Consider the following 26,998-nt stretch of genomic DNA (forward strand, 5'->3'; position numbering starts at 1 on the left):
AGGGTGAGAGCAGTGGGTCCCAGAGCATCGATGAAAGCCACGCTCCTGGCGCTGCTCGGCAGCGTGATCGTCGCCCCCATGCCGTCTCAGGCCTATGTGGCGCTGATGGCCGGCCAGAGTGCCCGTCCCCTGGGCGGCACGTTCAACAACGTGCCTGTGCTCCACTCCAACCAACCGGAGGAGGTGCTTGGTCCAGGAATCCTGGTGGATACGCGCCCTGGCTCCGCCATTGCGGCTGAAACGAATCAGCCCCTAGCCAATGCCACCTACACCTTCAATGGTGAATTCGGGCTGCACGTCCACCACAAGTACTACCCGGAAGACCGCAGCCGCATCCGTGGGACCAACGGCCGGCGTGGTGAGCTCACCCTCGCCACGATCCTGATCAATCCAGGTGCAACCCCTGTCCATATCCGCTTCAAGAAGGGTGCGGTGCGGAACAGCTTTGAAGCGCCTTACCTGGCCAACAACCTGATGGGGGTGAAACCGCTGGGCCCCCGTCCGTGGAACACCGGCCCTGGCGATGCCACCGCTGTTCAGATGCTGCGCGGTCAGCTCGATCGTCGCCTTGAGGATGAGATCACCATCCCGCCCTACAGCCGCATTGTGCTGTTCAGTACAGCCCTGCCGGCTCTGGGCATCGCCAATGGCTTGCTGCGCGGCCGCAGTGACGGCCCCTTCCAGATGGCCGTGGTCGCCGCCCGCGAACCTCAGAACGATTCCGACATCTTCCGGGTGCTCGATAGCAAGCGTCTTGCACCGGGCCGGATCTACCTGAGCCGAGTCCACCAGATCCAGGACGGCACGGTGTTTTCCCGGGTTGGAGGCGTAGCCCTGGGCGACACCTACACCGCCAGCCTCAGCCACGACCTCAGTCAAGGGGCCTTGCATGTGCCGTTGACCAGCACCAACCGCCACCATTTCGGCACCCGGGAAGTGCAGGTGAATCAGTTGGCGTCGAGGATGGTTGATTCCTCCCTCGACAACGTCGGCACCTACGGCGTTCGCTTCGATGTGCAACTCAATCTGAAGGGATCAGGCCCGCACCAGCTGGTGTTCAGCCACCCCACACCGAACGGCAAACATTTCACCGCCTTCCGCGGATCCATCGGCATTGAAACCGACGAGGGCTACCGGGAAGTTCATGTGGGCATGCGGTCAGGCCAGAGCCTTCCGATCGCTTCCCTCAACCTCAAGCCGGGCCAGAACAATCCCGTCAAAGTCAGCCTGGTCTATCCAGCCGATGCCACACCAGGCCACCTGCTCAGCGTGGTGCCCGACCAACAACTGGCTCAACTGCGCCAGCGGGAGGAACTGCTGGCTGCCGCGCAGGCCAGCAAGCCCAAGGTTGCGCCAGCCGCTCCGCCGTTAGCGGATGTGGCCACTGCCCCAGCTGCCGCTCCGGCGCCCAGGCCTGCGAAACCAGTTGCGGCTGCCAAACCAACGGCGACCAAACCAGCCTCCAAACCCAAGCCCACCGCGCCGGCGGTGGTGATGAATCCTGGCTGGATCCAACCGCTGCCGCCTGTCCCTGTGCTGCAGGGCATGCCACCCGCGGTGATCACGCCCACGCGCATGAGCCAGAGCCTGATGGAGCGCTATCAGCAAGCCGTTCAGGCCCAACAGCAGCTGATGAATTCCCTGATGGGCCGATAACCTCAGAGGGCATCAGCAGCGGGGCGTGGGGGAGAGCGGATCCGACAAACGGCGCATCACCCTGGAACTCAGCGAAGACCTGCTGCGCTGGATCGATGGTTTGAAGTCGCAGATGGGCTTCCGCAACCGCGGGCTCATCGTGGAGCAGCTGCTGCGCGAACTGGTCCCTGACCTCGACGATGAGCAGGCTGTTGAAGCCGAAGGGAGCGTCCAAGGGGCTTCCATCGTGGACGAGGTCAGCGGTCAGCCTCGGCCAAGCCGTGGGGCAGCCGACGCTCAGAGCGGTGAGACGCCTGCGCGTGGAGCAGAGACGCCAGCCCCAGTTCAGGAGCAGGCGAGCCCTTCTGAAGAAGACAGGCGCGTTGCACCCGGCGAGCTCGACGACAACACAGCCATCGTTCTCATTGGATCCAGTGGGATCTCGAAGCGGGATCAGAAGCGCGTCTCAACTGAGGCCAGTGGAACGGGTTCTTCAAGGATGGGTGCTGCCATTGGCGTTGGCATCCAGCTGCCCGGGTTCGTGCGTCGTCAGGCCAGAGCGGTGAAACGCAGCCTGGCTGAACAGGCCACGCCAATCAGTGATGAACGCAATGCAGGCCTGGCACTGATTCCAGCGGAGGCCCTGCAGGAGGCCTTGTTGCGGGCCCAGCAGCACTGGCTGGAGATTTACGGCACGCCGCCCAGTGATGCCGCCCAGGACGCGGCGCTCACCTGGCTCGCCCGGGATCTCTGGCCCCAGTCGGATCACAGTGATGGCCGGCCGTTCAGCTGGGGCTTAGCCCAGCAGGTCCTGCTCAGCTTTGCTCCAGGCTGGATAGTGGGGGATCCCACGTTGGAGCGCGTGATCACCGCCGCGGGAATCCTTGAAGATCCCTTTGGCGGCAGCAGCCTTGCTGTACGGGTACCGACGTTGATCACGCGTTTTGTGCAGCGCCAACGCAGCAAGCAGAAACGCAGCACTTCCTTTGAGGCCATTGATCAATCGATGACCGTGCATGGTGCTCTGCGTTTATTGCAGCTGCCCACCATTGCTGATCGTCCGTACACCCTCAAGGAAATTCGCGAGGCTTACCGGGAGCAGGCCCAAAGCCACCACCCAGATGCAGGCGGCTCCGCCGATGCGATGCGCCGCTTGAACGAGGCCTACCAGTTTTTGAAAGAGCGCTATCGCCAAGCAGCATGATCATGCGACCCGGATGAGACCCGTCCATGGTCTAGGTGTGAGACTGATACGGGAGCAACGGATGGGCCTACTCGCATTGAAGTCGGCCGAGTCGACTCAGGATTATTTCTGTTGAGCAGGCTCTTCCTCTTCGTAATCAAAACGTGCACCGAATTCTGTTCAGTCTGCCAATTCTCGTGAATTCTGTCCGCAACGGTGCTGTAGTTATCGTCCCCGATCTCAGGCATACAGTTTTTGGCACAACGGGCGCTCACCTGCTTCCAGGTCCTCCCTTTTGTCGCTGGGAGCTCTTTGATGCTTGAAGCGCGATGCGTCGTGTTGCACGAGGGCCAGGTTGTGACCTGCTCGACTGTCCACAGGCTTTGCAGCCATGTCCAGAATGGCTGGACTGCTTCAGAATGCCTGTAACCACATGGTTCTTGCTAAGGCGTACCTGCTGTAGACACAGGTACGCCAATGAAACGGCGCTGTGAGTCTTGCCCTGCGGCGTGTTCGGGACGGCGCGCAGGATGATCCCGTTGCGCGCCCTGGCTTCCAATTCGTCGGCGCTTGACGATCAGGTATGCCGGAGCGCAACACTGAGAAACAGCTCAATCAAATAGTCCGGTGTGAGACGTGCTATTGGTCCCATTCCTAGAAGTGATCAAGATAGGCGAGCCATTGACTGAACCTAGGTGCCCGCGAAGGGCGGAGAATCGTTTTGCGCACGACCTGTCGTTCTGTTCTTGGTCCGAATGCGTGCTTCATCGCAACTCGCGTTGCGCGAACTCTGTCGAGCATGAACAACGCGGCACACCGAACTTCGCGATCATCCAGATTGAGGCGCAGGGTAAGACCAGAAAGCATTCTGGTCTGATACACCTGGGACGCTGTGGGTGGCTTCCGGCTTCTTTGATCGACAGGCAGGCACTGCAAATAAAAAAGCCGGCTGCTTGAGCCGGCTTCCACTGCGTCTTGTGATCGTGCGATCAGGAGGGGGTTTGCATGCCCTGGATCAGGAAGTCGAAGTAGGGAGCCGCCAAAGCGGCATCGTCACCGCTGAGCAGCACAAGCGACGCTTCCTTGAGGCAGCGCATTGACTCGACCATGCCAGGCATGGGCACGCCCAGGCTGTTGTACATCTCGCGGGCACCTTCAAGGCCGATCTTCTGGATCATCTCGGTGCTGCCGGCCAGTACCCCGTAGGTCACCAGGCGCAGGTACCAGCCGAAATCGCGCAGACACTGGGCGCGCTGCTTCTGGCCGTAGGCATTGCCGCCCGGGGCGACGTATTCGGGTTTACGGCTGAACAACTGCTTCGCCGCTTCGTCGACGATCTTTTTCTCGTTCTCGGTGAGCGCCTTCACCACCACCATGCGGCTGGCGCCGGTGGAGAGAAAGTCCACCATCGAGCGCAGCTCACCGCCGGTGGGATAGCGCAGCTGATCGTCGGCCTGCAGGATCAGATCGCGTACGACGCTCATCGAAACCACCTGGTGCCTAGCGATCTTATCGAGACTGAAGGCCTGATCCTTGCTGCGAAGGCCAGGTGTTTACGCACCGATAGGGTCGAGAGAACAGACCGGCGCGTGCCATGGCCACACCAACTGCACTGCGGCTGGGGCAAATCTTTGAACTCACGATCCAGGGCCTGGGCCATGAGGGCCAAGGCGTCGGGCGCTTTGACGACTTGGTGGTCTTTGTTCCCGGCGCCCTTCCGGGCGAACGGGTGGTGGCACGGCTGCGTCGTCAGGCCAAGCGGCATCTCGAGGCCGACCTGGTGGGGGTTGAGGATCCATCCCCCGATCGACGCAAGTCCCCCTGCATCCTTGCGGAGCGTTGTGGGGGATGCTCCCTGCAGCACTGCGCTGATGCCGCTCAGGCTGAACTGAAGACCGACCTGGTGCGTCAGGCGCTCCAGCGCGTTGGCCATCTCCAGGTGGAGGTGTTGCCGATCTTCAGCGCGGCCAGCCCACTGGGCTATCGCAACCGGGCCCTGATCCCATTGGAGCGCGGCCCGGAGGGCCAGTTGCGTGCGGGCTACTACCGACGCGGCAGCCACAAGATCGTGAACATGAATCGTTGTCCAGTTTTGGATCCGCGCATCGATGCTCTGATCGCTCCGCTCAAGGCCGACCTGGAAGCCACCCGCTGGCCGGTGGATGTGAATCTGAGCGGCGGGGGCGGCCTGCGCCACCTAGCGCTGCGGGTGGGCCACCACAGCGGTGAGGTGCTGATCACTTTGGTGAGCAGCCACAACAACCTGCCGGGGCTGGAACAGCTCGCCAACGAGTGGATGCAGCGCTGGCCGGAGGTGGTGGGGGTGAACCTCAACATTCAGCCCATCGCGAGCAATGTGGTGCTCGGCCCGGAAACCCACCAGGTGGCAGGCCGCTCGTGGTTGCTCGAGCGTTTTGCGGGGCAGGAGCTGCGCATCGCGGCCGACACCTTCTTTCAGGTGAACACGGCCCAGGCCGAACGGGTGGTGCCGCTACTCACGGCTTTCTTCTCGGAAACCGCTGAGAGTCAGGTGCTGGAGGCCTACAGCGGCATCGGCACCTTCTCGTTGCCCCTGGCCGCCGCTGGCCTGGATGTGCTCGGCTTGGAGTTACATCCGGGATCGGTGAAGCAGGCCCGCGCCAATGCGGAACGCAACCAGCTCCCCCGCGCACGCTTCGAGCAGGCGGATGTGGCGGCCTCGCTGGCGGAGCACCTCACATGGGCCGCATCACTGTTGGTCGATCCACCCCGAAAAGGGCTCACAGCGGAGGTGATGGAGGCCATCCTGCAGGCACCGCCGAGCCGACTCGCCTACATCAGCTGCAACCCTGCCACCCTCGCGCGCGACCTCGGGCGCCTCACCAGCGAAGCCGGCTACCGGCTACGGCCGGTGCAACCGGTTGACTTCTTCCCCCAGACCAGCCACGTGGAATGTGTGGCCCTGCTGGAGCGGGACTGAGGACAGCCGCCTCAGGCCCGCAGCTGCGCGCCGAACTGCTTCTCGAGGGCGGCGCGGATCCTGTCGTGAGCGCCGTCCACTTCCGCATCGGTGAGGGTGCGCTTGGGATCGCGGTAGCGCAGGCGGAAGGCCTGGCTGCAGCTGCCTGCTGCGACCTGCTCACCCTCGTAGCGATCGACCAGTTCGGCCTGCTCGAGCAGGGGCTTGCCCGCCTTGCGGATCGCCTGCAACAACTGACCACTGGCCGTGCTGCTGGGCACCACAAGGGCCAGATCGCGCTCGGAGGCGGGCACGGTGGCAAACGCCGTGAAGGCCGGCTGCCAGCGGTTGCGGCGGGTGGCTGCACCCAGCAACTGAGGCACGTCCAGCTGGAAGAGGTAGGTGGCGGCGGGCAGGTCGTAGCGCTCCGCCAGTTCCGGGTGCACTTGGCCGAACCAGCCGGCAGGCCGGCCCTCGACAACCACTTGGGCCGCGCGGCCGGGATGGAGCAGGGGCTCATCGCTGAGGCGGCGATCCTCCACCGGCAGCTTGAGGCTCTCGAGGGTCTGCTGCAGAACACCGCGGGCTTCGAAGTAATCCAGGGTGCGGGGTTTGCCGCTGCTGCTCCACAGCTCCGCTTGGCGGGCGCCGCAGATCACGCCAGCCAGCTGCAGCCGTTGGCCGCCGTCTTTGGCGGTGGCATCAAACACGTTGCCCAGCTCGAAGGCCCAGAAGCCGTTGCGCCCGGCCTGCAGGTTGCGTTGGGCGGCCTGGAGCAACTCGTCGACGAGGCTGTCACGCAGGTGGCTGTAATCCGCCAGAAGGGGATTGGCCAGGGCCACGCGCTTGGCGGGATCCGCTCCGGGACGCTCCGACTGCGCGGGGCCGAGCGAAAGGCTGCAGGTCTCCTGTAAACCTGCGGCCACGAGCATCCGGCGCAGACGCCGTTCGGCCTGCTGTTCATCGCTGAGGCCACCGGGTTCAATCGGATCGGGCAGGTGGCTGGCAAAGCGGTCGTAGCCCACCAGGCGAGCCACTTCTTCAATCAGATCGACTTCGCGCTGCAGGTCCATGGCGCGCGATGGGGGCACCTGCACCTGCCAGCCGTCGTCGTCGGGGCTAAGGCTGCAGCCCAGGGCGCTGAGGATCTGTTCGATCTCGGTGTCGGGCAGGTCGGCCTCTTGGCCGTCGGCATCGACCACCGGGCCGAGCAGGTTGTGCAGCGCGTCGCTGCGCAGGCTCAGCGCCGGGCGCGCTGCTTCCTGGCGCTCATGGCACCAGCGCTCCTCGAGCTCGGCGCCGCAGAGTTCCTGCAGCAACTGCGCGGCTCGATCGGCGGCCGTGAGTGTCACCTCCCGCGGCAGACCCTTCTCAAAACGGCTGCTGGCATCGGTGCGAAGCCCCACGCTGCGGGCGCTGCGGCGCACGGTCTGGGGAGCAAACATCGCCGCCTCAAGCCAGATGCTGGTGGTGGAGTCATCCACGCAGCTGTTGTCGCCACCGATCACGCCGGCCAGAGCGACGGCTTGGTCGGCGTAACTCACCACCCAGGCTTCCTCGCTGAGGCTGTGCTCACTGGCATCGAGAGCCTTGAAGGCCTCGGCGGGGCGGCCGCTGCGCAGATCAAGCCGTGCCGGATCGGCTTGGCCGCCACTGAGGGCCGCCAGTTTTGCGGCATCAAAGGCATGCAGCGGCTGGCCGAACTCGAGCATCACCAAATTGGTGATGTCGACCACGTTGTTGATCGGACGCAGGCCGGCTCCCTCCAGCCGGCTCTGCAGCCACTGGGGCGATGGAGCCACCCTGAGGCCTTTGAAGGCGGTGAGACTGAACAAACCACCGGATTCGATGCGTTCCTGCACCGCCGCATCCACGGGCAGGGCCTTGGCCTCAATCGCAGGTGCTGCGGCGGGCAGGGTGAGTGCACCACCGCTGAGGGCCGCCACCTCACGGGCGATGCCCTGCATCGAGAGGCCATCGGGGCGATTGGCCGTGATCGCCAGTTCCAGTACCTGATCGTCGAGCCCGAACAGAGGCCCCACCGGCGCACCCAGCGCAGGCACACTCTTCAGGACCTCATCGAGGATCACGATCCCATCTGAGCTGTCGGCCAGGCCCAGCTCAGAGAGGGAGCAGATCATGCCGCTGCTGGCCACGCCACGCAGCTCGGCCGGTTTGATCGTGAGATCCACGGCGGGTAGATAGGAGCCAACCGTGGCCACGGCCACATGAATCCCTGCCCGCACATTCTTGGCGCCGCAGACAATCTGCAGCGGCTCGGCAACGCCGATCTCCACTGTGCAGACGCTCAGCTTGTCGGCATTGGGATGGGGTTCCCGGTTCTGAACATGGCCCACCACCACACCGGCGGCGCGGGCGGCGAGATCCTCGATCTCTTCCACTTCAAAGCCGGCCACCGACAGACGTTCGGCCAGCTCTTCGGCGGGCAGATCACAGGCCACCAGCTCCCGCAGCCATTGGAGCGAGACCCGCATGTCAGAACCGTTCGCAATCGGCCGACTCTAAAGACCGGGCCTGGAGGGAGAGGTCAGGCGACACGGTATGGTTGATCGCTGTCCAACACGCATCGCCCAAGCGAGGCAACGTCCTTTATGGCTAAGAACAAGGGCGTCCGGATCGTGATCACTCTCGAGTGCACCGAATGCCGGTCCAACCCCGCCAAGCGGTCTCCTGGTGTGTCCCGTTACACCACCCAGAAGAACCGCCGCAACACCACTGAACGGATCGAACTGAAGAAGTTCTGCCCGCACTGCAACAAGTCGACGGTCCACAAAGAGATCAAGTGATCTCGGCGACATCAACGTCTGCTGTGTAGTCAGCGCCTTCTGCTTTTCTCCCCCTCCGTTCCCTCATGGCCAGCTCCTTCTTCAAGAAGCGTCTTTCGCCGATCAAACCCGGTGATCCGATCGACTACAAAGATGTCGATCTGCTCAAGAAGTTCATCACCGAGCGCGGCAAGATCCTCCCCCGCCGCCTCACCGGTCTCACCGCCAAGCAGCAGCGTGATCTCACCAATGCGGTGAAGCGCGCCCGCATCGTGGCTCTGCTGCCCTTCGTGAATCCCGAGGGCTGATCTCCTGGCATCCGCGGCGTTCCATCCCGGCGACCTGGTCGGTGTTCAGGAATCCCGCGGAGCCCAGCTCGCGGTTGTCGAGGCGATCCAAGGCAGCAAAGCTCGCCTGCGGATCGGTTTCGACGCCAAACAATCCGTCTTGCCCCAGCGTCAGCTGGAGCTGATTTGCCCCCTGCCCTCCGGTGCTGATGTACCGCAGCGGTTGGGGGCTTCGCCTTGGAATCTCAGGCCGGAAAGCCTCCGGCAAGTCAGTCTCAATCGTCGCGCTTGGGGCGAAGCCTGGCTCCTGCTTCTGGAATCAGATGAGACGACTGCGCTTGCTGAGTTTGCCGATCTCGTCTGCGGTGGAACCGAGCCAGCGCAGCTGGCGGTGTGCTGGCTTGAGTTAGTCGGACCGCAGCTCTGGTTCCGCTTCAAGCAGGGGGAGATCCAGCCCCGAAGCAGTGCCGATCTGAAGCCGCTGCGACGCGACCGGCGCCTCAAGCAGCTGACTGAGCAACGAGAACAGCAGTGGCAACAGCTGCTGCGCGCCCGTCAACCGGTGCAGACCGAAGCCCTACCGCCTGAGCAGCAACGCCGGCTGGAAGCGCTCAAGCAGCTGGCGGCCGGTGCGCTTGAGCTCGAGCAGCTGGATCCAGCCCTGCGCCAAAGCCTCACGGCCCTGCATCTCGGCCACGACCGCGGCGATCTCCGCCATCTTCTGGTGGATCTAGGCCAATGGGACCGGCACCACCTGGTGTCGATGGGTGGAACCACCTGGAGCCTGGGCTTCAGCGCTGAGCTGGAGGAGGAAGCCGCACGGCTGCTGACGCTTCATGAGCAGGAGCTCCCCGGCGATGCGGAGCGCCTCGATCTCACCGGCCAGCGTTGCGTCACGATCGACGACGACGACACCCGTGACATCGACGACGGCCTGGCGCTGGAGCGGCGCGCCGATGGTGGCCTGCGGCTCTGGATCCATGTGGCTGACCCGGGCCGTCTGGTGGAGCCGGAATCACCACTCGATCTGGAGGCGCGCCGGCGCGGCAGCAGCCTCTACCTGGCCAGCGGCAACCTGCCGATGTTCCCGTTGGAGCTCACCACAGGGCCCTTCAGCCTGCGGGCCGGCGTGCGCAGTGCTGCCTGGAGCACCTGGGTCGATCTCGACGCGGACGGCGACATCGCTGACTACGGCATCGTGCGCAGCTGGGTGAAGCCCACCTTCCGGCTGAGCTACAGCGATGCCGATGATCTGATCGATCTAGCTCCGCCCGAGGAGCCCGATCTGGCGGATGTGGATCAGCTGCTCAACCGCCGTCGGCAGTGGCGCGTTGGCCAGGGAGCGTTGTTGATGGATCTGCCGGAAGGCCGCATCCGCAGCCGAGATGGCGAACCGGTGCTGGAGGTGAGTGAGCCGAGCCCATCACGGGCAATGGTGGCTGAAGCGATGATCCTCGCTGGAGCGATCGCGGCTCGCTTTGGGGTGGAGCACAACCTGGCCCTGCCCTTCCGCAGCCAGTTGCCCGCCGAGCTTCCCCCCAAGGCTGAGCTCGACGCCCTGCCGGATGGTGCGGTGCGCTTTGCCGCGATCAAGCGCTGCCTCAGCCGGGGGTTGATGGGAACCCAGCCAGCTGCCCACTTCAGCCTGGGGCTGCCGGCCTACGCCCAGGCCACATCACCGATCCGCCGTTATGGCGATCTGGTGGTGCAACGCCAGATTCAGGCCCAGCTCAGCGGCAGCACCCCCCTGAGCGAAGACGGCCTTCAAGAGCTGCTGAACGGCTTTGATGGCGCCGTGCGCGAAGGGATCGGGATCTCCCGCGAAGACCAGCGCCATTGGCAGCAGGTGTGGTTTGAGGTCCATAAGAGTGGTCAATGGCGTGCCGATTTCCTGCGCTGGCTTCGGCCCCAGGACCGCCTGGGCCTGGTGCGCATCGATGATCTGGCCATGGACCTGGCGGCTGAATGTCCCCAGAACGCTCAACCCGGTGAAGCGCTGCTGCTGCGGGTGCAGCAGGTGGATTCGCTGCGAGATCAGCTGAAACTGGTGGCTTCAGCCAGCTAGACAGCAGTTCAGCAATAGCCCCTGACATTGCTGGAACCCGGCCCCACCTGACGTTCTCTGAGGGCGAACTGCTCGACCTGTTGGCGTTTGTGAGGGCTACACCCAGAGCTACGGGGTTGTGGACTAGCGCGCAGAAGTGGTTCACCTGTTTGGAGGTGACGAGGCTGACGCTGCTGGAGGCGCCTGTGATCAACGGCGACACCAGCGCCAATCCCCGTGCCTTTGACGATCTGAGCAAGCGCCTGCCACTACGGCCTGCCCTCAACCAGAGCCCCCGCCGCGTCCAGCAAGCCGTGTCTCACGCCAAAACCTCCAACTCAAGAAGCTGTGCAGACTGGTTGAGTCGCCGGTCGTAGCACGCGAAGGTCACAGGCTGGCCAGCGTTGACCTGCAGTTCATGAGCAGCGGCGAGCTGCACGCTGTCGTAAGCCCGCAGGGCAAAGGCGTCGGCAAAGCGACCAGCCTTCTCCACCAATGGCTGGCTGACCTCAACAATGGCGAAGGATATCCAGGCCTGGATCAGGTGCTGCCGTGCCTGTTCGAGATCGTCGTTGCTGATTGGGTCTTCCCTCTGGCGGCGGGCCAGGGCTGCCATCGCTTCGGCCCATGAAATTCGGCAGACCCCGATGACATCGGCCGTGTTGCTGATCTGACGCATCTGCTCGGACTGAGCTTCGGCAACGAGCAACTTGAGCAGGGCGCTCGTGTCGCAGAAGAGGATCATCCGGTCAGCCCCGATCCTCCATCACGATGTTGCTGAGCGGGGTGCCCTTCCCCCGCAAAGGTACGGGAGGAGGCAGGTTGGGTTTCTGACCGTTCCAGCTGATCAGCCCCGCATGGATCGCCCTCTGCAGCGGGTTGTCTGGTGCACGCTCCTCTGGCATCACGGCCGTGATGCGAGCGATCGGTTTGCGATGGGAGGTGACTTCCACCACTTCGCCGCTCTGGGCGCGGGCCAGCCAGACGGAGAGATGAGTCTTGAGATCTCGCACCGATACCCGACTTGCGACCACATCTGACATCACCGACTCCAGCAATGCGACCACAATAGGCTGGATTGCAGGACATGCAGCAGCAGCTTCAGGTTGTGGCTGGCCGCCATACCGTCATGCAGGAGCTGGGTAGCCAAGGGTGGAAGGCAAGGCACGGCCCGCAAACCGCCGCGGCAGAGGGCAGAGCGCGTCAGCGGCTTTGAGGCCCATGCCGATGACCTGGTGGGACTACACCGCTAAACGCGAGATTCGCAGCCAGGGGCCCCAAGGGTTGGCGTGGCCGATCAGTGCCACCGGTCTGGACTCACTCTGTTGGCTTAGCCATTCATGCATGGATGGTTCCAGCGTGATTACAGGCCAGACCTCCCCCGAGCTGCTGGTGAAGCTGTAGTCGCCATTGCTAGTCGCCTTAACCCTGCCTGACCACAGCTGCTCATGGCGGTCGATCGGAATAGACGCCTGAGCGGCTGAACCGGCGGCTGCATGTCCTTGCTCGAATGGCTGGGGATTGGCCAACACAGCTTCCTGCCGCTCACGCCACTGAGGGTGATGCCAGGGGGTGTCCCACAGCGGAGCCACGGCGGAGGGCGCCAGGGGATCAGCGATTAGAACGTTCTGCAGGTCCCGCACTGCGAGCTGAGCGGGGGGTACGCCCACACGCACCGCCAGCGCCGCCGCCGCTCCTGCCGCCTGCCCAACGTTCAGGATCAACGGCTGCAGGCGCGTGGCACCGTTCGCCATGTGGCTCGTGCTGAAGGCCTTATCGGCCGCCAGGAGGTTGTCGAAAGCCTCACTCACCAGAGCGCCATAGGGAATGCAGAACGGAGTCCCGCTCCAGCGGCCACCCCAGCGGCAGCTTTTCGGCGCCAAGGGCCAGTCGGGCCCGGGGTAGTGATGGTCGTTGGCATAGTTACCCACCGCGATCGACTGAAGCTCTCCGGCGTCATCGAGCGGCAGGGCTGCCACGGACGCCCCACTGGCTTGCGGCAGCAAGTCCTGCTCGATCACCGTTTGGCGACCGATCAGGCGCCGTCCTTCGCGCCAGTAGGGCATGGCGGCCAGCCAGGGGGCTGGGCTGCCCGCCTCCTTTGGAAAGGCTTCGCCGAGCTGCAGCCAGCCCCCACTGGCCTCTTGCAGCACCTCGGCAAAGCGCAGGCTGTGGGCCTGCATCTCGCCATAGAGCGCTGCTTCTTGGCTCGGATCACCAGCGAAGGCGCGCTCCAGCCCCCAGTGCCAATCGTTGCCGTGCAAGGGCCAGTTGAGCATCACCAGACCACCGGGCAGGCGGCCATAGGTGAGGGTTCGCTCCAACCCGAATGCTTCACAGGCTCGCTCGAAGGGCGCTGGCAATGGGGTTGTGAGGGCTGGGTCGATACCTCGCACCGGATCGGCCGCCAGCCGATCGCTCTGCAGCTGGCCCATCACCACCCAGGTGGGCGATTGCACCGGTTGCTCACGGAAGAAGGCCTCGCTATCGAGACGGTGTTGGCTCGGTGCACTCGGTTCATCCCATTGCTCCTGAGGCTCCCAGCCCAGTCGGAAGGGCGCCTCTGCAAGGGGCAGCAGATCGCCGCGGTCGCTGCCATCGATTACCACCCGGCAGCGCACCCGGCGCTGTTCACCCTCGATTTCAAGCCGAACCGCTGCAATCAGCGACCCCAGACGCTCCACCGCCACCAGCCGGCAGCCTGGCCACCAGAGCAGCTTCGGCTCGGCGTGCACCCAGTCCTGCAGGATCGCCTCGGCGGTGGTGGGCCGGTAGCCGAAGCAGCTCACCCAGTTGTGGTCGAGCCCCTCGGGTTCACGCCGCTCCAGTTCCCGCAGGAAGGCACCCCACAACCCCGTCTGCCAGGGGGTGAGTTCATTGCCATCGGGGCAGCAGACCCCCGCAGCGCTCACCATCCCCCCCAGCCAGGCCCCAGGCGTGAGCAGCAGCGTGGTGGCGCCGCCTCGGGCCGCCTGGATCGCTGCTGCGATGCCACCGGTGCCGCCGCCCCACACCAGCACATCCACCGCGTCGATCGCTGGGGTCATCGGCATCGCGAGTGCAAGTGCAAAGAGCCTCGCAGGACTGCGCTGAAAGCCACGGCCCTGATCCGTAGGATCCGCCCGATGACTTACACCCTCACCACCCCGCTCTATTACGTCAACGACAAGCCGCACCTGGGCAGCGCCTACACGACGCTGGCCTGTGATGCCCTGGCGCGGTTTCAGCGGCTTAAAGGTGAGCGGGTGCTGTTCATCACCGGCTGCGATGAGCACGGGCAGAAGATTCAACGCACCGCTGAGGCCGCTGGCCTCAGCCCCCAGGCGCACTGCGATGGCGTGAGTGCCCAATACCGGGAGCTGTGGGATCGCTGGCAGATCAGCAACAACCGCCTGATCCGCACGACCGACCCGCGCCACCGCCAGATCGTGGAGCAGTTCTTCGCGCGGGTGGAGGCCAGTGGCGACATCGTGGAAGGCCGCCAGCAGGGCTGGTACTGCGTGGCCTGCGAGGAGTTCAAGGACGATCCCCACGAGGCCCAGGACCCGGAGTGCCCCACCCACCGGCGTCCTCTGGAGTGGCGCGATGAGGTCAATCTGTTCTTCCGCTTGTCGCGCTATCAAGAGCAGATCGAGGCGCTGATCGCCCAGCCGGGCTTTATCCAGCCCGCCAGCCGCCGCAATGAGGTGGAGAACTTCGTGAAGCAGGGGCTGCGCGATTTTTCGATCTCGCGCGTGAACCTGCCCTGGGGTATCCCCGTGCCCGGCCATGAAGGCCACACGTTCTATGTGTGGTTTGACGCCCTGCTCGGATACATCACCGCCCTGCTCGAAGAGGGCGACGCCCCGGATCTCGATCAGGCCCTCAGCCGCGGCTGGCCGGCCTCGGTGCATGTGATCGGGAAGGACATCCTCCGCTTCCACGCCGTGTACTGGCCGGCGATGCTGCTCTCAGCCGGCCTGCCGCTCCCGGCGAAGGTGTTTGGCCATGGCTTCCTCACCCGCGAGGGCCAGAAGATGGGCAAATCCCTGGGCAACGTGCTCGATCCCGCGCAACTGCTCGAGCGTTGCGGCCGCGATGCGGTGCGCTGGTATCTGTTGCGCGATATCCCCTTCGGTGACGACGGGGATTTTCAGCAGCAACGCTTCAGCGATCTGGTGAACAACGACCTGGCCAACACCATCGGCAACATGCTCAACCGCACCAGCTCGATGGCGCGGCGATGGTTTGAGAACGCTGTGCCGCCGGCCTCGGTGGCCATGGGCAGTGATCACCAGCTCGCCCAGGCGGCTGCCCAGGCCCGGACGGTGGTGCTGGACGGTCTGGAACAGCTGGAGTTCCGCAGCGCCGCAGAAGCCGCCCTACAGCTGGCCATTGCTGCCAATGGCTTTCTCAATGAACAGGCCCCCTGGAGCCGCATGAAGCAGGAGGGCACCCGGGATCAGGTGGCAGATGACCTTTACGCCGTGCTCGAAGCGGCCCGTATCACCGCCCTGCTGATGGCGCCCCTCTTGCCCGATCTGAGTGAACGGATGCTCTTGCAGCTCGGCCAGAGCGTTCCCGATTCCTCGGCTACAGCTCAGCCCGATGGCACCTGGCTCAGGCAGCTGGAGTGGGGTGCACTGCAGAGTGGGGCGCCGCTGCCGGAGCCCTCGCCGGTGATGGCCCGCCTTGAACTCAGCGAGCCCCTTTGAGCCAGTTGCCGTGAAACGTCTCACTGGGGTTGCCATGGCCCTGTTGGTCAGCGGCTGCGTCAGCAGCAAGCCGAAGGTGCCGCCGCCCTCAGAGCCGTTTGTGTTCAAGTCGTTGGATCTGGAACAACAGGATCCCAAGGGGCGGCCCGCCTGGAATCTGAAGAGTCCCGAAGCCCGCTATGACATCACTCGTCAGGTGGCCCAAGCCCGGCAACCCCGCGGGATGGTGTTCAAACGCGGCAAGGCCAACATCAGCATCAGCGCCAGCAGCGCCACGGTGATCGGCGACGGTCAGGCCATCCAGCTCGAAGGCGCTGTGGTGATCACCCTGCTTGGCAAAAACCCTGTGCGGATTACGGGCGAACAGGCCCGCTGGATTCCCTCGCAGTCGTTGATGCTGATCGATCGCAAGCCAGCGGCGCTGGATCGTCAGTCGCGCATCACCGCCCAGCTGGCCACCTACTACCTCGATCGAGACCTGATCGAGCTGCGCGGCTCGCCGGTGCTCGAGCAGTGGGATCCCAAGGCCAAGGGCACTGCCAAGGCGAAGACCAAGCCAGCCCCGCTGCGCGTGCAGACGGCCCAGGTGGATTGGAAGCCTGAACAGGGCGACCTCAAAGCCCCACAGCAGGTGCGCGGCCTGCGCCGCGACAAGGACGGCCAGCTCAACCTCACCGCCTCTGCCCTCAACGGCAATCTGCGCGAGGGGTTTGTCGATCTGATCGCTCCGGTTCAGGTGCGTGATCCCAAGCGCAAGGGATGGCTCAACGCTCAGCAGACCCGCTGGCTGATCAACGACCAGCAACTGAGCAGCGATCAACCGTTCCAGGGGGCCTTTAACAAGCTGCAGGGTGAGGGTCAGCAGTTCAAGGTGAATCTCGCCACCAGCACCGTGTTCATCCCGGTTGGCTGCAATCTGCGCCAGCCCGGAGAAGAGCTCACGGCCCAGCGCTGTCAGTGGAACTGGCCCACGGGCCGTTTCCAGGCCCAAGGCGATGTGGTGCTACGGCGCCAGGCCTACAAGCAGATCACCCGATCCAGCGAACTGCGGGGCTCCATCGGAAAGGACGGCACGGCCGTGTTCAGTTCACCGGGAGCCAAGGTGAACTCCCAGTTCACTCTCCCGCCGGCTCAGAAGGTGGCGAAACCACAGGCCCGTTCAGCTCCTGCAGTGCGCTTCTGAGCTTGAGGCTCCAGCCCTCCAGCCAGGTTTCATCGCTGCGGCTGAAGCAACGGGGCGACCATCCCGCCAGCAGCAACACGCCTTGATCGCCGATCGGTTGCACGATCACTGCGGGGATGCCGCTCGGTAGCCCCTGAAATTCTTCCCGGCCGGGGTAAAGCTTGAGGTTCACCAGCCCAATCGCCTTGCCAGTGCTCCAGGCCCGCTGACAGATGGCACCCGGTGCAAACCCACCAACCCCGAGCACGCCACGCTCCAGCAGCGTGCGCCCCTGCCAGTGCAGGAGCACCGTGGCAGCCGGTGTGGCAGTGAGCAGCATCTGGCTTCCCCAGGCCAGCTCCTGGCGCAAGGGCTCGGGCAGATCGCCTGCAAGCCGCAACCCCTGCTCACCCTCGAGGTCCACACGCTCCGGCGCCACGGGAACCGCTCGCGTCCACAGGATGGAGACCAACATCAGCCCCACCGCCAGGAAGCTGGCCAGCACTCCCGCCCGCTCCAGTGCAGGGCTGAGCTGCGGTGCCGTGAGCTGGTTCACCACGCACAGGGCAAGGCCGGCGACACCGGCGCTGAGACAAAGGCGGGCGGCGAGGCCCATCGCAGCGAAGTTGGCAGAGATCGCCGTGGCACCCTCTCACAACTGGTGACAAAGCGATTGGCAGGCCAGGGCCGGGGGCGTTCCAATGCAGGCATTGCCCCTGGATTGGCACCAGCGATGGTCAACCTGAGCGCTTCCCCCATCAGCACCGCAGCTGAGGCCTTTGCCGCCGTGGCCCTGGCGGCCGTGGCCTGCGATGGCGAGCTGGCGAATCTTGAGGCCAGGAGTCTGCGCCAACAGCTTGAATTTCGAGAGCCCTATTGCCATCTCAGTGATCAGGCGATGGGCGAGCTGCTCGATCGCCTGTTGCGGCTTTTGCGTGAACAGGGTTGGCAGGCCCTGGTGACCATGGCGGCACCTCTATTGCCGCCTGAGGCCGCGGAAACGGCCCTGGCTGTGGCAGCGGCCCTCACCCAGGCCGATCACGTGGAATCCTCGGCTGAGCAAACCTTCCTCGCCACCCTCAGCCAGGCTCTGGCGGTGGACAGCGAGCGCGCCCGCGTGATTGTTGATGTGGTGGCCATCCTCAACCGCGACAGCCTGGCAGGCTGACGGCAGACTGTGGCGAACCATCCGACTGCATCCGTGGGGCACGTGATTCGCGCGCGTCTGTCGGCAGCACTGCTCAGTGCAGCGCTGCTGTTGGCCGCTCTTGCACTTCCAGCAGCGGCCTGGGCCACCGGCGTTGCCGACTTCCCGCCCCAGCCACCAGCCAGCCACGTGCTCGATCAGGCCGACCTGCTCAGCCGCGCTGCGGACACTGAGCTGGATCGACGGTTGCAGGAGTTCGGCGGCGATCACGTGGATGCCCGACTGCTGACGCTGCGCCGCCTGGATTACGGCCTGAGCCTCGATGCCCTGGGTGAGCAGCTCGTGGAGCGCTGGAGCGCGGGCGAACCTGATCGCTCCCTGTTGCTGCTGTTGATCGAGTCGCAGAACAACAGTGCCGCCGTGGTGGCCTCCTCCGATCTCGAGGGCCAGCTGCCCAGCGAACTGCTCTCGAGCACAGCAATCAGCACCATGGGTCTGCCCCTGCGCGAGGGAGCCCGCTACCGCCAGGCCAGTGTCGATGCTCTGGATCGTCTGGCTGTTGTGCTCAACGGCGGAGAGGATCCCGGCCCGCCGCAACTGGTGGAGCGCATGCCGATCGAAACCAACATTCCCACCCGTGAGGAAACGCAGTCGAGCAATGCGTTCCTTTGGGTTGTCGTGCTGCTGGTGGTTGGCACACTGGTGCCGATGATCACTTGGTGGGTCTTCTCCCGCTGAACCAGCCATGGGGTTGACCGACTGGATGGGTGCGTTTGATCGCGCCAGCAACAGTGATCTGAGCCTGAATCTGGAGCGGGCCTATGAGGCCGCACTGCTGATTCAAAGCCTCGAGCTCGAGTACTACAACGACCGCCCGGTCCGCCCGGAATTGCCCCTGAGCATTCCCAAGCAGGCCCAGGCCCAGATGTTGCGCCGCTTTCGCGCTGCACTTGAGGTGTGCCAGGAGATCCTGCCCACCCTGCAGAGCCACCGCGGTGAGCTCGACAGCCAGGAGCTGCGCCAGCTGCAACTGATCCAGTCGGTGGCGGCCCGCTACCAGCGCCGCAGCGGTGCCCCCAGCCTCTCGCGCACGCCTGAGTTGCTGCCCCGCAGCCTGCTCGGTGTGTTCGACGGCGTGCGCCGGCAATTGGACCCTGAGGCGGAAACGGCCCTGCTGGAGGGGTTTCGCCGTCGCCGCAGCTCCACGCTGGTGTCGCTGCGGATCTTCCTGCTGATGATCCTGGTGCCGTTGATCGTGCAGCAGACCAGCCGAACGCTGGTGATCTCACCGGTGCTGGATCGCTTTGCACCTGAGATTCCCTTCCTCAGCTACACGAAGCCGCACCTGCAGGAAAAGGCGGTGAACAAGCTGCGGATCTATCAGCAGGAACTCGAATTTGAAGCCCTGCTGGAGGGCAAAGCCCCTCCTTCGCCGGAGGAAATCCAAACGGCGCTGATGGCCCGCGCTAATCAGCTCAAGCAGGACGCGGACGACGAAAGCCTTGAAGCCACGAAAAACGTATTGGCCGATCTGGCAGCCCTGGTCGGTTTCACGTTGGTGTGTGTGCTTGGACGGCGTGATCTGCAGGTGCTGCGGGGCTTCCTCGATGAAGCGGTGTACGGGTTGAGCGACAGCGCCAAAGCCTTCGCAATCATCCTCTTCACCGACATCTTTGTGGGCTTCCACAGCCCGGAGGGTTGGACCGTGCTGCTGGATGGCATTGCCCACCACCTGGGCTTGCCAGCGGAGGAGAACTTCATCCTGTTGTTCATCGCCACCTTCCCGGTGGTGCTCGCCACGATCTTCAAGTACTGGATCTTCCGCTACCTCAACCGCGTGTCTCCCTCCGCCGTCGCCACCCTGCGCGGCATGGATGGTGGTTGAGCCCGCTGATGTTCGGCCCAGTGAGCCCCTGCCCCAACGCGGCCTGATCCTGATCAGCGGGCCCAGCCGCGGGGGCAAGAGCGGTTGGGCGGAACACCTGGCGCAGGCTTGGCCCGGTGCTGTGGAGTATCTGGCGACGGGGCCAGCCGCTGGAAGCGATCCGAGCTGGACTGAGCGGGTGGTGGCCCATCAGCGCAGGCGCCCGCAGCACTGGTGCTGCCGCGAGGTGGGCGGCGGGCTTGTGGAGGATCTGCTCGCCCGTGCCCCAGGCTTCACGCCCGACCCTGGGGCGGAGTCCGTTCCCTCCCTGCTCCTGATTGATTCGCTTGGCACCTGGGTGGCCTGGCATCTCGAGGAATCGACGCCGCAGTGGGAGAACCGCTGTGATCAACTGCTGGAGGCGCTCGCGCAGCAGTTGGGACCGGTGCTCCTGGTGGTCGAAGAAACCGGCTGGGGCGTCGTGCCAGCCACAGCCATCGGCGGCTTGTTCCGCGATCGACTTGGAGCTCTCCAGCAAACCCTGATGCAGCACTGCCACACCGCCTGGCTCGTGGTGGCAGGGCGCGCACTCAATCTGAGCCACTTGGGGCACCCCGTACCGCAGAGCCACTGATGCCACGCCTGGTGCTGTTTCAGCCTGAAATCCCGCCCAACACGGGCAATGTGGCGCGGACCTGCGCCGCCACCTGCACGGAGCTGCACCTGATTGAGCCCCTCGGCTTTGAGATCAGCGACCGCACCCTGAAACGCGCCGGCCTGGATTACTGGCCCTGGGTGGATCTCCATCGCCATGCCGATTGGAGCGCCTTTCGCGAGCAGCAGCAGCGGCGGGGAGGCCGGCTGTTGGCCTTGAGCCGGCATGGCAGCCAGCCCTACACGCAGCTCCGCTACCAAAGCGACGATTGGTTGTTGTTCGGGCGCGAGACCAGCGGCTTGCCCCCTGAGGTGGTGGCCGAGGCGGATGCCTGCCTCGCGATTCCGATGCCTGGAGCGATCGAACACGGTGGCGGCGTGCGCAGCCTCAACCTGGCGACCGCCGCAGGGGTGGTGCTGTTCGAGGCGATCCGTCAGCTGGAGCTGACGGCCAAGGGATCAGCCTGAAACGCCGAGATCGCCTCGTAGCACGGGCTTTTTTCGTTTGGTCAACCAAAAGAGTGACCACGAACACTTGCAGCGGTGTGTTCAAGCCGTTACTCTCAGCGCGGCTCACGGATGCTGGCTTCTCCGCTGGGCTTTGACCTCTGGCCAATGGTGCATGAAGCCTTATCAATTCTTATTCACGACACTGGTGAGTACGAGCGCGATCGGCGCCGTTGCCACTATTGTCGGTCCCTCAATTGCTGATTCGCGTCCTCAATATCCCGTTCCACTCCCTGCCCCTCCAGCTGCCAGCGAGCAGCTGATCGCGGCACTGCCCACCAGCGATCGCCTTTGGGTGAAGGTGCGCAGCGCCATTTCCATCGAGGAGCTCGCTGACAAGCTCGCCCAGGACGAGAGCAAGCTCGCCAAGCTCAACGACGTCAACGAAGACCATTCCTTCAGCAGCGGCGACTGGCTGGTGCTGCCCAGTCAGAGCAGCAAGAAGGTCAAACAACTCGCTGCGATCGACACCAGTGAGCTGCGCCGCACCCCACCGCTGGCAGCCCCTCCTGAACCACAGGAGCCCGCTCGGATCCGCCTGGGCGACAGCCTGGCCAAAATCGCCAGCCGTTACAACCTGAGCATCAGCGAACTGTTGCGCCTCAATCCAGGCCTGCAGGCGGCTCGGCTCGTGGCTGGCACCCAGATCCGCGTCGCCCATTCCACTCCGGGGCGGAGCCGAATGATCCTGGGTCTGAAGCCCACCGCCTCGGGTGGTTTGAGCTGGCCCGATCAGCCCGATTTCGGCTTCGGCAATGATCCGGCAGCTGAACTCACCGACACCGGCTGGATCTGGCCCACCAAAGGCATCTTCACCTCCGGCTACGGCTGGCGCTGGGGCCGCATGCACAAGGGCATCGATGTGGCCAACAACGTGGGAACCCCGATCGTGGCTGCCCGTAGCGGCGAAGTGGTGGTCGCCGGCTGGGCTGACGGCGGCTACGGCTACCTTGTGGAGTTGCGTCATCCCGACGGGTCCCGGAGTCGCTACGCCCACAACAGCCGCATCCTGGTGCGGGTTGGCCAAGCGGTGAGTCAAGGCACCGTGATCTCCCAGATGGGCAGCACGGGCCGCAGCACAGGCCCCCACCTCCACTTCGAAATCCTGCCTCCCGGCCGGGGTGCTGTGAACCCGCTTCAGTTCCTGCCGGCTCGGGCCTGAAGCCCCGGCGCCACAGGGATTCGAGCAGACGATCCTCTACAATCCAAACACCGCGGCTCGGTAGCTCAGCTGGTTAGAGCGTGGGATTCATAACCCCAAGGTCGGGAGTTCAAGTCTCCCCCGAGCCATAGCTTTTTGCCCTGCTTCGGCGGGGCTTTTTGCTGTCTGGGACTTGGTTTTCGGGGATTCCTTAACTGGGACCAATCTGAGCTACTTGGTACCAGTAGAGGCCACTTGTATCCCAAACGTGCAAAGCACTTTGCACGTTTTTGGGGAACACTCACTGGGTGCCGTCGCTCTCGGATCCCATGCTTGAGACAGCTTCTCCAAGCCTTCCGTTCTGGGATCAGTGCGTACAGGAGCTCAAGGTGCGGCGGTCGCGCTTCCGCATTCGGCGGCACCCCGGCAGCCCGTTCATCTACGTGCGGGAGATGGTGGCTGGACGCAAGCTCGGCGAGTTCTCGCTTAAGCCGAAGCGCTGGTGCATCCGAGACGACATCGAGGAAGCCCGCGATCTCTGCATCCAGGGCCACACAGTCGAAGGTCGCCCCGCGGGAAACGCCAAAGATCTCTTCGATCAACGGTCGTTTTGGCGCAGGGGCCTGGCGACTTGCGAGGCGAGCCAGCCAGGCGGATGAACCCAAAAGATCCCTGCTGACCCATGGCCTCAACCATTGGCGACACGAGGGCGAGAACCATTATCATTCGCAGCAGCTTGTTTCTGGGTCATGGGTTCCGCTGCCCTGGTTGGGCTTGTGCTTGCCGCGGCGCCGCCGCCATCGGTGGTTTCTGTGGATGGCGTGCTGTGCGATATCACGCGGTCACTCGTGCAGAGCGACGCTCGGGTGACGTGCCTGGTTCCACCCGGAGCTGATCCCCATGGCATGGCTCTGCGCGGTTCAGATCGTCAGGCGCTGAGCACCGCTCGCCTGGTGTTGGTGAATGGCTACAACCTCACGCCGGCGATGAACCGGATTCGTGTCAGTGCTCCTGTGGTGGCCGTTGCTGAACGCGCTACCCCAGGTAACCCAGCCAAGGATCCACACGTGTGGCACGACCCAGGGCTCACCAGTGCCATGGTCCGCGAGAGCGCGACTGCACTGAGGCCTCTCCTTGGAGCAGCAAAAGCTGGAGCACTGCAGCGACGCAGCCAGGCCATGCAGGCCGTGTTGAACCAACTGGGGAGTTGGAGCGCGGCGCAGCTGCAGACGGTTCCCTCTACTCAGCGTGTTCTGGTCACTGAGCACCGAGCGTTTTCAGCTTTTGCCCGTCGCTATGGCATCCGTGAACTGCCGGTGATCGATGAGTTTGCGTCGGGGGGGACCCTGAGACCCTCGAGCCTGGGGGCCATCAGCCGGGCCATCCGCCAATCAGGCACAAAAGCAATCTTCGCTGAGGCGTTGCCACCGTCCAAAACGCTTCGGCGCATCAGTTCTTTCAGCGGTGTCTCCATCGCCAAGCAACCGCTCTACGCCGATGGGCTGGCACCCGGGAAATCGCTGATTCAAACAGCTACGGCCAATGTCTGCACCTTTGTGACCGCGCAAGGAGGCCGATGTGATCAACGCACAGCCTCTGCGCTGCAACAACAATGGGCTGCGATCCGATGAAGACACGCCACACAATCGTCTCGATCCTTTCTGCTTTGGCTGCTGCCGGCTCACCCAGTGCAGCCTTGGCCCATGGAGCTGCAGGTGGTGATGATCAGGTGCCGGGTCAATTTCGGATCCGACCAGTTGTGACACTGGAGGGCCATGCAGGCTTGGAGAACAACCTGGAGGGCCAGCCCCGCCATTACGCCGTCGACGGGTTGTTCGGAGCCGTCTTTGAGTGGGGTTTAGACAAAGGCGGCAGTTTCGCCATCGAAGCTCAGATCGGTCCTGCTTTGGTGTGGGGCGAGGCTGAACATTTCTATGGGCGTGTTCATGTTGACGGTCATGGCGGCAGCGCTCATGACGATGACCATGAGGACTCGGACGACGAGCACGGGGATGATCACGACGACGAGCATGAGGACGACCATGGTGCCCACCACAGCGAAAGTCATTCCGCTGGTCATGATCTCGCCCATGGGGAGGGAAGCCCCTATCGCCGCACCGATGTCAAGGGCTATCTTAAGGCGCGCTATCAACCGAACGATCGTTTTGAGCTCTCGCTGACGTGGTGGCCGTATTACGTCACCGGCAATCAAGGTGATGATGTCATTGGCCTGAAAAATGAGGTTGGTGTTCAGGCCATCTGGGCACTGGGGGATGGGGATGTGAACTTCGCACTTGGCGATGGCCTGGAAACCATCGTCGACGGTGTATTTGTTTCGCTCGAAAACAGAACAGGTTGGGAAAGTGAAGGAACCTATCTGGGCAACTACACCGACCCATGGCTTGGGCTGGGCTTCAACATCGATCTTCTGAACATCACGCTCTCTGCCGGGCCACGTTTCTATAGCCCTGGGTCCTATTCGGGCCTGCCCTTTCGAACCGACTGGGGAGGTGAGATCGAACTGGAGTATCCCCTGGCTGAGTCTGTCGTTGTGTTCGCACACTGGAAGCCGATCTACAGCAGCCAAGGAGGAGATGGCTGGGGTGTGGGCTGGCAGCACCACATCGGTACTGGAGTCAGCTTGAGCTTCTGAGCAATGGAGCACACGGGGCCCCTGCTCCAAGCGCGACGAGATGGCCCTTGTGGAGCATCTAGCTGATGAGGTGTTGCGTCGCTCAGCGGAGCAGCGCCTGGACCTGGCCTTACGAGGTAGCGATGAGCAGGACTCCGGGTTAATACCCACTGGCTTTGCGGCCGTTGAGCCCTTTGACGCGTCAGCCCGCAGGCGCGCTGAACACCGAGCCTTGCGGCTGTTCGTGCATGCACCTGAGTTTCGTGAGCTGCTGCAGTGCCTCGCGTTTCACGACCCCGCCTGCCGGGCGGCGATGGAGTGGTTGAGCAGCCTGACGCTGGTGGCATCGACGCCCCAAAGCAGCAATGGCGCTTGAGCTGTCCTCGCGGGTTCCAGGTCCCGTGGGGGTTGAGCTAGACCAGGCTGTACCACCGAGCCCTGATGTGAGCACTGTTTTGCAGCGGGAGCCGCAATCTGAATTGCAAGCCCTATTGGATCTGCTCGAGCCTGTCGCCATGACGCCAGCGGAACCGATGATGGCCCCTCCTCCTGTCGCACCAGCTTCCAGTGTTACGCCATCTGAGCCCTCTGTTGCTTCTGGCTGCTCTGAGCGGAGCAGCGCAAGCCGCGCCCTTCAGCTACGACCCAGTGTCGTTTGCGGGCTACGCCAACCAGGTGTTCAAGAACAAGGGGGAGAAGATCTTTGTGCGCAACCTTGGAACCTGCCTGCGGGAAGGAAAGGACCGCAGCGGCTATCGCTGCCTGAGCGGTGAGCTATTGCAGGATTTACCCGCACAGAAGGGGCGAAACTTCTGCAAACTCGATGCGCTTTGGTACGTGCCTCTGAGCAAGACCGTTCAGTACCGCACGGCAAGCTGTCAGTTTAAAGGTGACCAGCAGCGGATGATCGAGGGTGGTCAGCAGTTGCTGCGCAAAGGGCTGGAGCAACTGGAGAACTACGGCCGATAAGTTCGTGATGGGAGCTCCTCCCTCGCGATCAGGGGAAGAGAGAACATGGACTGATTCTCAAGCTTGAACTTCCGCATGCTCCAGGCCATAGATCTTTAGGTCAGTCCGATATTGGAAATAAATTAGGTGATCTGGTGTCTCTCTATTGGCACTAGCCCTGAATAGCTTTGGCGTTCTAATTCAATCTCCAATCGAGCTTGCATGATCAGTGGCGAAGGGGTGGGACTCTCTTATTGTTCGTACGCAAGGACTGCGGCCATTCTTCATTGAAAAGGTCCAGCTCATCGCTAACGCATTGCACCCTTCAAGTAATGTCAAGATGTGATTCCGCTGCATCCCAAGGAGTTTGTTGCTGCCGTGGTCTTGCCGCGAGCGAATAAGCCTGACTTTGCGTAGATTCGATAGCATTTGCGGATAACGCTCAGCATCCAACCTGGAATTCGGAGGTTCAGAGGTGAAATGAATGGAAGATATAGGCGGTAGTAAGCCTTTCTGATGTCGACCCAGGCCCTGCATGGCTGGGGGTTTAAAAAATCTGAGATGTCAACGATAAATCCACGCCCCTGATGCATGAGGATGTTGCGGCCGTGGAGATCATGTCCGTGAAGGCCGCGACCAATCGCGTACTTAATTGCCTCGTCCACGTCTTTGATAACCTGTGGTGGAATTCTGATTCCATGGCGAAGACAGTCGTAAAGCGTCACTCCCTCTAGTCGGTTCAGAACTAGGTAGGCATCGCTTGCGTGGTGGCAGACGGAATAAGCTTGATGTACGCCGATTCGTCTATAGACCTCTCTTTCTTCTTGTAACCCTGGGCGTCCCGGTGCGTAAACCTTGACAACATGGTTGGGATGATCTGGGTGAGCGAATACTGCTGCGTAGTTGCCGCATCCGAGTACGGTCCATGGCGAAGGATGCCTATTGACAACAACGGGGTCGTGGGGATGAATACTCCGGACCACCAGATTGGGAAGTAGATCCCCCTCGATGATCTGTCGGATTTCGTCAATTTGGAAGCTTTCGTTGGCTGAATCCACGGGAACAAGGAAGGGTGACCGCTGAGGATGCCTGCAGTTTGATCCTAGCGGTGATTCCCGAGAATGCTTGTATTGTTCAAGTTTAACTAAAGTCTGTTCGATCAGATGGCTCAATTCATACTGCGAATCGTTCTGCGCAAGCCCGAGATGTGTCGCCAACAGCGCGCCGCATGAATGGTTTGCAGAAAGGTTTCAGACATTAGTCATCTAGTTATGATTGCCACTCGGCGGTGGGAATTGCGGCTGTCACACGGCGCCAGGGCTGCGCGAGCTGGCATCGCCGATGCGCGTACGACGTCCGACGGTGACGCTCGCCGT

Annotated in this window: 26 protein-coding genes and 1 tRNA gene; 20 read left to right on the top strand and 7 right to left on the bottom strand. The window is 63.3% G+C overall.

Annotated features, from left to right (window positions below):
* The first annotated feature begins 30 nt into the window (after positions 1 to 30).
* The gene (locus H9532_RS05740; RefSeq protein WP_296366314.1) at positions 31 to 1,656 is read left to right on the top strand and encodes a DUF3370 family protein; all 1,626 of its coding nucleotides are present in this window, start codon (positions 31 to 33) and stop codon (positions 1,654 to 1,656) included.
* 25 nt (positions 1,657 to 1,681) lie between these two features.
* Complete coding sequence (locus H9532_RS05745) at positions 1,682 to 2,839, top strand: DnaJ domain-containing protein (protein ID WP_296366316.1); 1,158 nt, start codon at positions 1,682 to 1,684, stop codon at positions 2,837 to 2,839.
* Positions 2,840 to 3,807: 968 nt separating this feature from the next.
* On the opposite strand, the gene apcD is transcribed toward H9532_RS05745, so the two are convergent.
* Positions 3,808 to 4,302 (bottom strand): allophycocyanin subunit alpha-B, encoded by a 495-nt coding sequence (gene apcD / locus H9532_RS05750; protein ID WP_296366318.1) that lies wholly within the window; start codon positions 4,300 to 4,302, stop codon positions 3,808 to 3,810.
* Between the two features lie 110 nt (positions 4,303 to 4,412).
* Here apcD and rlmD point away from each other — a divergent pair, with 110 nt between their 5' ends.
* Positions 4,413 to 5,777: a 23S rRNA (uracil(1939)-C(5))-methyltransferase RlmD gene (rlmD, locus tag H9532_RS05755; protein WP_296366321.1), complete on the top strand. Its 1,365-nt coding sequence runs from the start codon at positions 4,413 to 4,415 to the stop codon at positions 5,775 to 5,777.
* A gap of 11 nt (positions 5,778 to 5,788) precedes the next feature.
* Here rlmD and pheT read toward each other — a convergent pair whose 3' ends face one another.
* Complete coding sequence (gene pheT, locus H9532_RS05760) at positions 5,789 to 8,251, bottom strand: phenylalanine--tRNA ligase subunit beta (RefSeq protein ID WP_296366324.1); 2,463 nt, start codon at positions 8,249 to 8,251, stop codon at positions 5,789 to 5,791.
* A gap of 117 nt (positions 8,252 to 8,368) precedes the next feature.
* Between pheT and rpmG the strand changes: the two genes are divergently transcribed.
* From rpmG to H9532_RS05775, 3 genes are all read left to right on the top strand, one after another.
* The gene (gene rpmG, locus H9532_RS05765; RefSeq protein WP_296366328.1) at positions 8,369 to 8,563 is read left to right on the top strand and encodes a 50S ribosomal protein L33; all 195 of its coding nucleotides are present in this window, start codon (positions 8,369 to 8,371) and stop codon (positions 8,561 to 8,563) included.
* Positions 8,564 to 8,628: 65 nt separating this feature from the next.
* A complete protein-coding gene (gene rpsR / locus H9532_RS05770) occupies positions 8,629 to 8,850 on the top strand; it encodes a 30S ribosomal protein S18 (protein ID WP_010308434.1) in 222 nt (73 codons plus the stop codon).
* Positions 8,851 to 8,935: 85 nt separating this feature from the next.
* Positions 8,936 to 10,894, top strand: coding sequence for a ribonuclease catalytic domain-containing protein (locus H9532_RS05775; RefSeq protein WP_296366666.1), 1,959 nt, complete (start codon positions 8,936 to 8,938; stop codon positions 10,892 to 10,894).
* A 298-nt stretch (positions 10,895 to 11,192) separates the two neighbouring features.
* On the opposite strand, the gene H9532_RS05780 is transcribed toward H9532_RS05775, so the two are convergent.
* The 3 genes from H9532_RS05780 to H9532_RS05790 all read right to left on the bottom strand — a co-directional run bounded on the left by H9532_RS05780 (position 11,193) and on the right by H9532_RS05790 (position 13,920).
* Positions 11,193 to 11,618, bottom strand: coding sequence for a type II toxin-antitoxin system VapC family toxin (locus H9532_RS05780; protein ID WP_296366335.1), 426 nt, complete (start codon positions 11,616 to 11,618; stop codon positions 11,193 to 11,195).
* A 4-nt stretch (positions 11,619 to 11,622) separates the two neighbouring features.
* Complete coding sequence (locus H9532_RS05785) at positions 11,623 to 11,886, bottom strand: type II toxin-antitoxin system prevent-host-death family antitoxin (protein WP_296366337.1); 264 nt, start codon at positions 11,884 to 11,886, stop codon at positions 11,623 to 11,625.
* Between the two features lie 228 nt (positions 11,887 to 12,114).
* Positions 12,115 to 13,920, bottom strand: coding sequence for an FAD-dependent oxidoreductase (locus H9532_RS05790; protein WP_296366340.1), 1,806 nt, complete (start codon positions 13,918 to 13,920; stop codon positions 12,115 to 12,117).
* Between the two features lie 78 nt (positions 13,921 to 13,998).
* Between H9532_RS05790 and metG the strand changes: the two genes are divergently transcribed.
* Positions 13,999 to 15,567, top strand: coding sequence for a methionine--tRNA ligase (gene metG, locus H9532_RS05795; RefSeq protein WP_296366342.1), 1,569 nt, complete (start codon positions 13,999 to 14,001; stop codon positions 15,565 to 15,567).
* Positions 15,568 to 15,577: 10 nt separating this feature from the next.
* Positions 15,578 to 16,750 carry an LPS export ABC transporter periplasmic protein LptC gene (lptC, locus tag H9532_RS05800; RefSeq protein ID WP_296366344.1) on the top strand — a complete coding sequence of 391 codons (1,173 nt, stop codon included), beginning with the start codon at positions 15,578 to 15,580 and terminating at the stop codon, positions 16,748 to 16,750.
* On the opposite strand, the gene H9532_RS05805 is transcribed toward lptC, so the two are convergent.
* Positions 16,683 to 17,345 (bottom strand): cofactor assembly of complex C subunit B, encoded by a 663-nt coding sequence (locus tag H9532_RS05805; RefSeq protein WP_296366346.1) that lies wholly within the window; start codon positions 17,343 to 17,345, stop codon positions 16,683 to 16,685. The genes lptC and H9532_RS05805 overlap by 68 nt on opposite strands.
* 117 nt (positions 17,346 to 17,462) lie before the next feature.
* On the opposite strand from H9532_RS05805, the gene H9532_RS05810 reads away from it, so the two are divergent.
* The 12 genes from H9532_RS05810 (at position 17,463) to H9532_RS05865 (ending at position 25,643) form a co-directional block, all read left to right on the top strand.
* Positions 17,463 to 17,897, top strand: coding sequence for a hypothetical protein (locus tag H9532_RS05810; protein WP_296366349.1), 435 nt, complete (start codon positions 17,463 to 17,465; stop codon positions 17,895 to 17,897).
* 33 nt (positions 17,898 to 17,930) lie between these two features.
* Positions 17,931 to 18,614, top strand: coding sequence for a TPM domain-containing protein (locus tag H9532_RS05815; RefSeq protein WP_296366351.1), 684 nt, complete (start codon positions 17,931 to 17,933; stop codon positions 18,612 to 18,614).
* Positions 18,615 to 18,621: 7 nt separating this feature from the next.
* Positions 18,622 to 19,761, top strand: a complete 1,140-nt coding sequence (gene pxcA / locus H9532_RS05820; protein WP_296366353.1) for a proton extrusion protein PcxA — start codon at positions 18,622 to 18,624, stop codon at positions 19,759 to 19,761.
* Positions 19,751 to 20,374, top strand: coding sequence for a bifunctional adenosylcobinamide kinase/adenosylcobinamide-phosphate guanylyltransferase (locus H9532_RS05825; protein WP_296366355.1), 624 nt, complete (start codon positions 19,751 to 19,753; stop codon positions 20,372 to 20,374). Before pxcA ends, H9532_RS05825 begins: the two co-directional genes overlap by 11 nt.
* Positions 20,374 to 20,862 (top strand): tRNA (cytidine(34)-2'-O)-methyltransferase, encoded by a 489-nt coding sequence (locus tag H9532_RS05830; RefSeq protein WP_296366357.1) that lies wholly within the window; start codon positions 20,374 to 20,376, stop codon positions 20,860 to 20,862. Before H9532_RS05825 ends, H9532_RS05830 begins: the two co-directional genes overlap by 1 nt.
* 187 nt (positions 20,863 to 21,049) lie before the next feature.
* Positions 21,050 to 22,063 (top strand): peptidoglycan DD-metalloendopeptidase family protein, encoded by a 1,014-nt coding sequence (locus H9532_RS05835; protein ID WP_366664526.1) that lies wholly within the window; start codon positions 21,050 to 21,052, stop codon positions 22,061 to 22,063.
* A gap of 54 nt (positions 22,064 to 22,117) precedes the next feature.
* A tRNA-Met gene (locus H9532_RS05840) sits at positions 22,118 to 22,191 on the top strand.
* Positions 22,192 to 22,371: 180 nt separating this feature from the next.
* Positions 22,372 to 22,701, top strand: coding sequence for a hypothetical protein (locus H9532_RS05845; RefSeq protein WP_296366362.1), 330 nt, complete (start codon positions 22,372 to 22,374; stop codon positions 22,699 to 22,701).
* 90 nt (positions 22,702 to 22,791) lie between these two features.
* Complete coding sequence (locus tag H9532_RS05850; protein WP_296366363.1) at positions 22,792 to 23,673, top strand: zinc ABC transporter substrate-binding protein; 882 nt, start codon at positions 22,792 to 22,794, stop codon at positions 23,671 to 23,673.
* Entirely contained in the window at positions 23,670 to 24,695 is a 1,026-nt protein-coding gene (locus H9532_RS05855; RefSeq protein ID WP_296366365.1) for a hypothetical protein, read from the top strand. The genes H9532_RS05850 and H9532_RS05855 overlap by 4 nt, the downstream gene beginning before the upstream one ends.
* Before the next feature lie 40 nt (positions 24,696 to 24,735).
* A complete protein-coding gene (locus H9532_RS05860; RefSeq protein WP_296366367.1) occupies positions 24,736 to 25,050 on the top strand; it encodes a hypothetical protein in 315 nt (104 codons plus the stop codon).
* A gap of 215 nt (positions 25,051 to 25,265) precedes the next feature.
* Positions 25,266 to 25,643 carry a hypothetical protein gene (locus H9532_RS05865; RefSeq protein ID WP_296366370.1) on the top strand — a complete coding sequence of 126 codons (378 nt, stop codon included), beginning with the start codon at positions 25,266 to 25,268 and terminating at the stop codon, positions 25,641 to 25,643.
* A gap of 314 nt (positions 25,644 to 25,957) precedes the next feature.
* On the opposite strand, the gene H9532_RS05870 is transcribed toward H9532_RS05865, so the two are convergent.
* Entirely contained in the window at positions 25,958 to 26,680 is a 723-nt protein-coding gene (locus H9532_RS05870; protein ID WP_296366372.1) for a serine/threonine protein kinase, read from the bottom strand.
* Positions 26,681 to 26,998 lie beyond the last annotated feature (318 nt).

This window comes from Vulcanococcus sp. Clear-D1 (assembly GCF_014654725.1).
Classification (GTDB): Bacteria; Cyanobacteriota; Cyanobacteriia; order PCC-6307; family Cyanobiaceae; genus Vulcanococcus.

Coding starts and splice junctions, on each gene's coding strand:
- pxcA (WP_296366353.1), top strand. CDS start 18,622: ATGGGGTTGACCGACTGGATGGGTGCGTTTGATCGCGCCAGCAACAGT.
- H9532_RS05830 (WP_296366357.1), top strand. CDS start 20,374: ATGCCACGCCTGGTGCTGTTTCAGCCTGAAATCCCGCCCAACACGGGC.
- rlmD (WP_296366321.1), top strand. CDS start 4,413: ATGGCCACACCAACTGCACTGCGGCTGGGGCAAATCTTTGAACTCACG.
- pheT (WP_296366324.1), bottom strand. CDS start 8,251: ATGCGGGTCTCGCTCCAATGGCTGCGGGAGCTGGTGGCCTGTGATCTG.
- H9532_RS05810 (WP_296366349.1), top strand. CDS start 17,463: ATGGTCAACCTGAGCGCTTCCCCCATCAGCACCGCAGCTGAGGCCTTT.
- H9532_RS05805 (WP_296366346.1), bottom strand. CDS start 17,345: ATGGGCCTCGCCGCCCGCCTTTGTCTCAGCGCCGGTGTCGCCGGCCTT.
- metG (WP_296366342.1), top strand. CDS start 13,999: ATGACTTACACCCTCACCACCCCGCTCTATTACGTCAACGACAAGCCG.
- H9532_RS05850 (WP_296366363.1), top strand. CDS start 22,792: ATGGGTTCCGCTGCCCTGGTTGGGCTTGTGCTTGCCGCGGCGCCGCCG.
- H9532_RS05845 (WP_296366362.1), top strand. CDS start 22,372: ATGCTTGAGACAGCTTCTCCAAGCCTTCCGTTCTGGGATCAGTGCGTA.
- H9532_RS05825 (WP_296366355.1), top strand. CDS start 19,751: ATGGTGGTTGAGCCCGCTGATGTTCGGCCCAGTGAGCCCCTGCCCCAA.
- rpmG (WP_296366328.1), top strand. CDS start 8,369: ATGGCTAAGAACAAGGGCGTCCGGATCGTGATCACTCTCGAGTGCACC.
- apcD (WP_296366318.1), bottom strand. CDS start 4,302: ATGAGCGTCGTACGCGATCTGATCCTGCAGGCCGACGATCAGCTGCGC.
- rpsR (WP_010308434.1), top strand. CDS start 8,629: ATGGCCAGCTCCTTCTTCAAGAAGCGTCTTTCGCCGATCAAACCCGGT.
- H9532_RS05780 (WP_296366335.1), bottom strand. CDS start 11,618: ATGATCCTCTTCTGCGACACGAGCGCCCTGCTCAAGTTGCTCGTTGCC.
- H9532_RS05740 (WP_296366314.1), top strand. CDS start 31: ATGAAAGCCACGCTCCTGGCGCTGCTCGGCAGCGTGATCGTCGCCCCC.
- H9532_RS05790 (WP_296366340.1), bottom strand. CDS start 13,920: ATGACCCCAGCGATCGACGCGGTGGATGTGCTGGTGTGGGGCGGCGGC.
- H9532_RS05855 (WP_296366365.1), top strand. CDS start 23,670: ATGAAGACACGCCACACAATCGTCTCGATCCTTTCTGCTTTGGCTGCT.
- H9532_RS05860 (WP_296366367.1), top strand. CDS start 24,736: ATGGCCCTTGTGGAGCATCTAGCTGATGAGGTGTTGCGTCGCTCAGCG.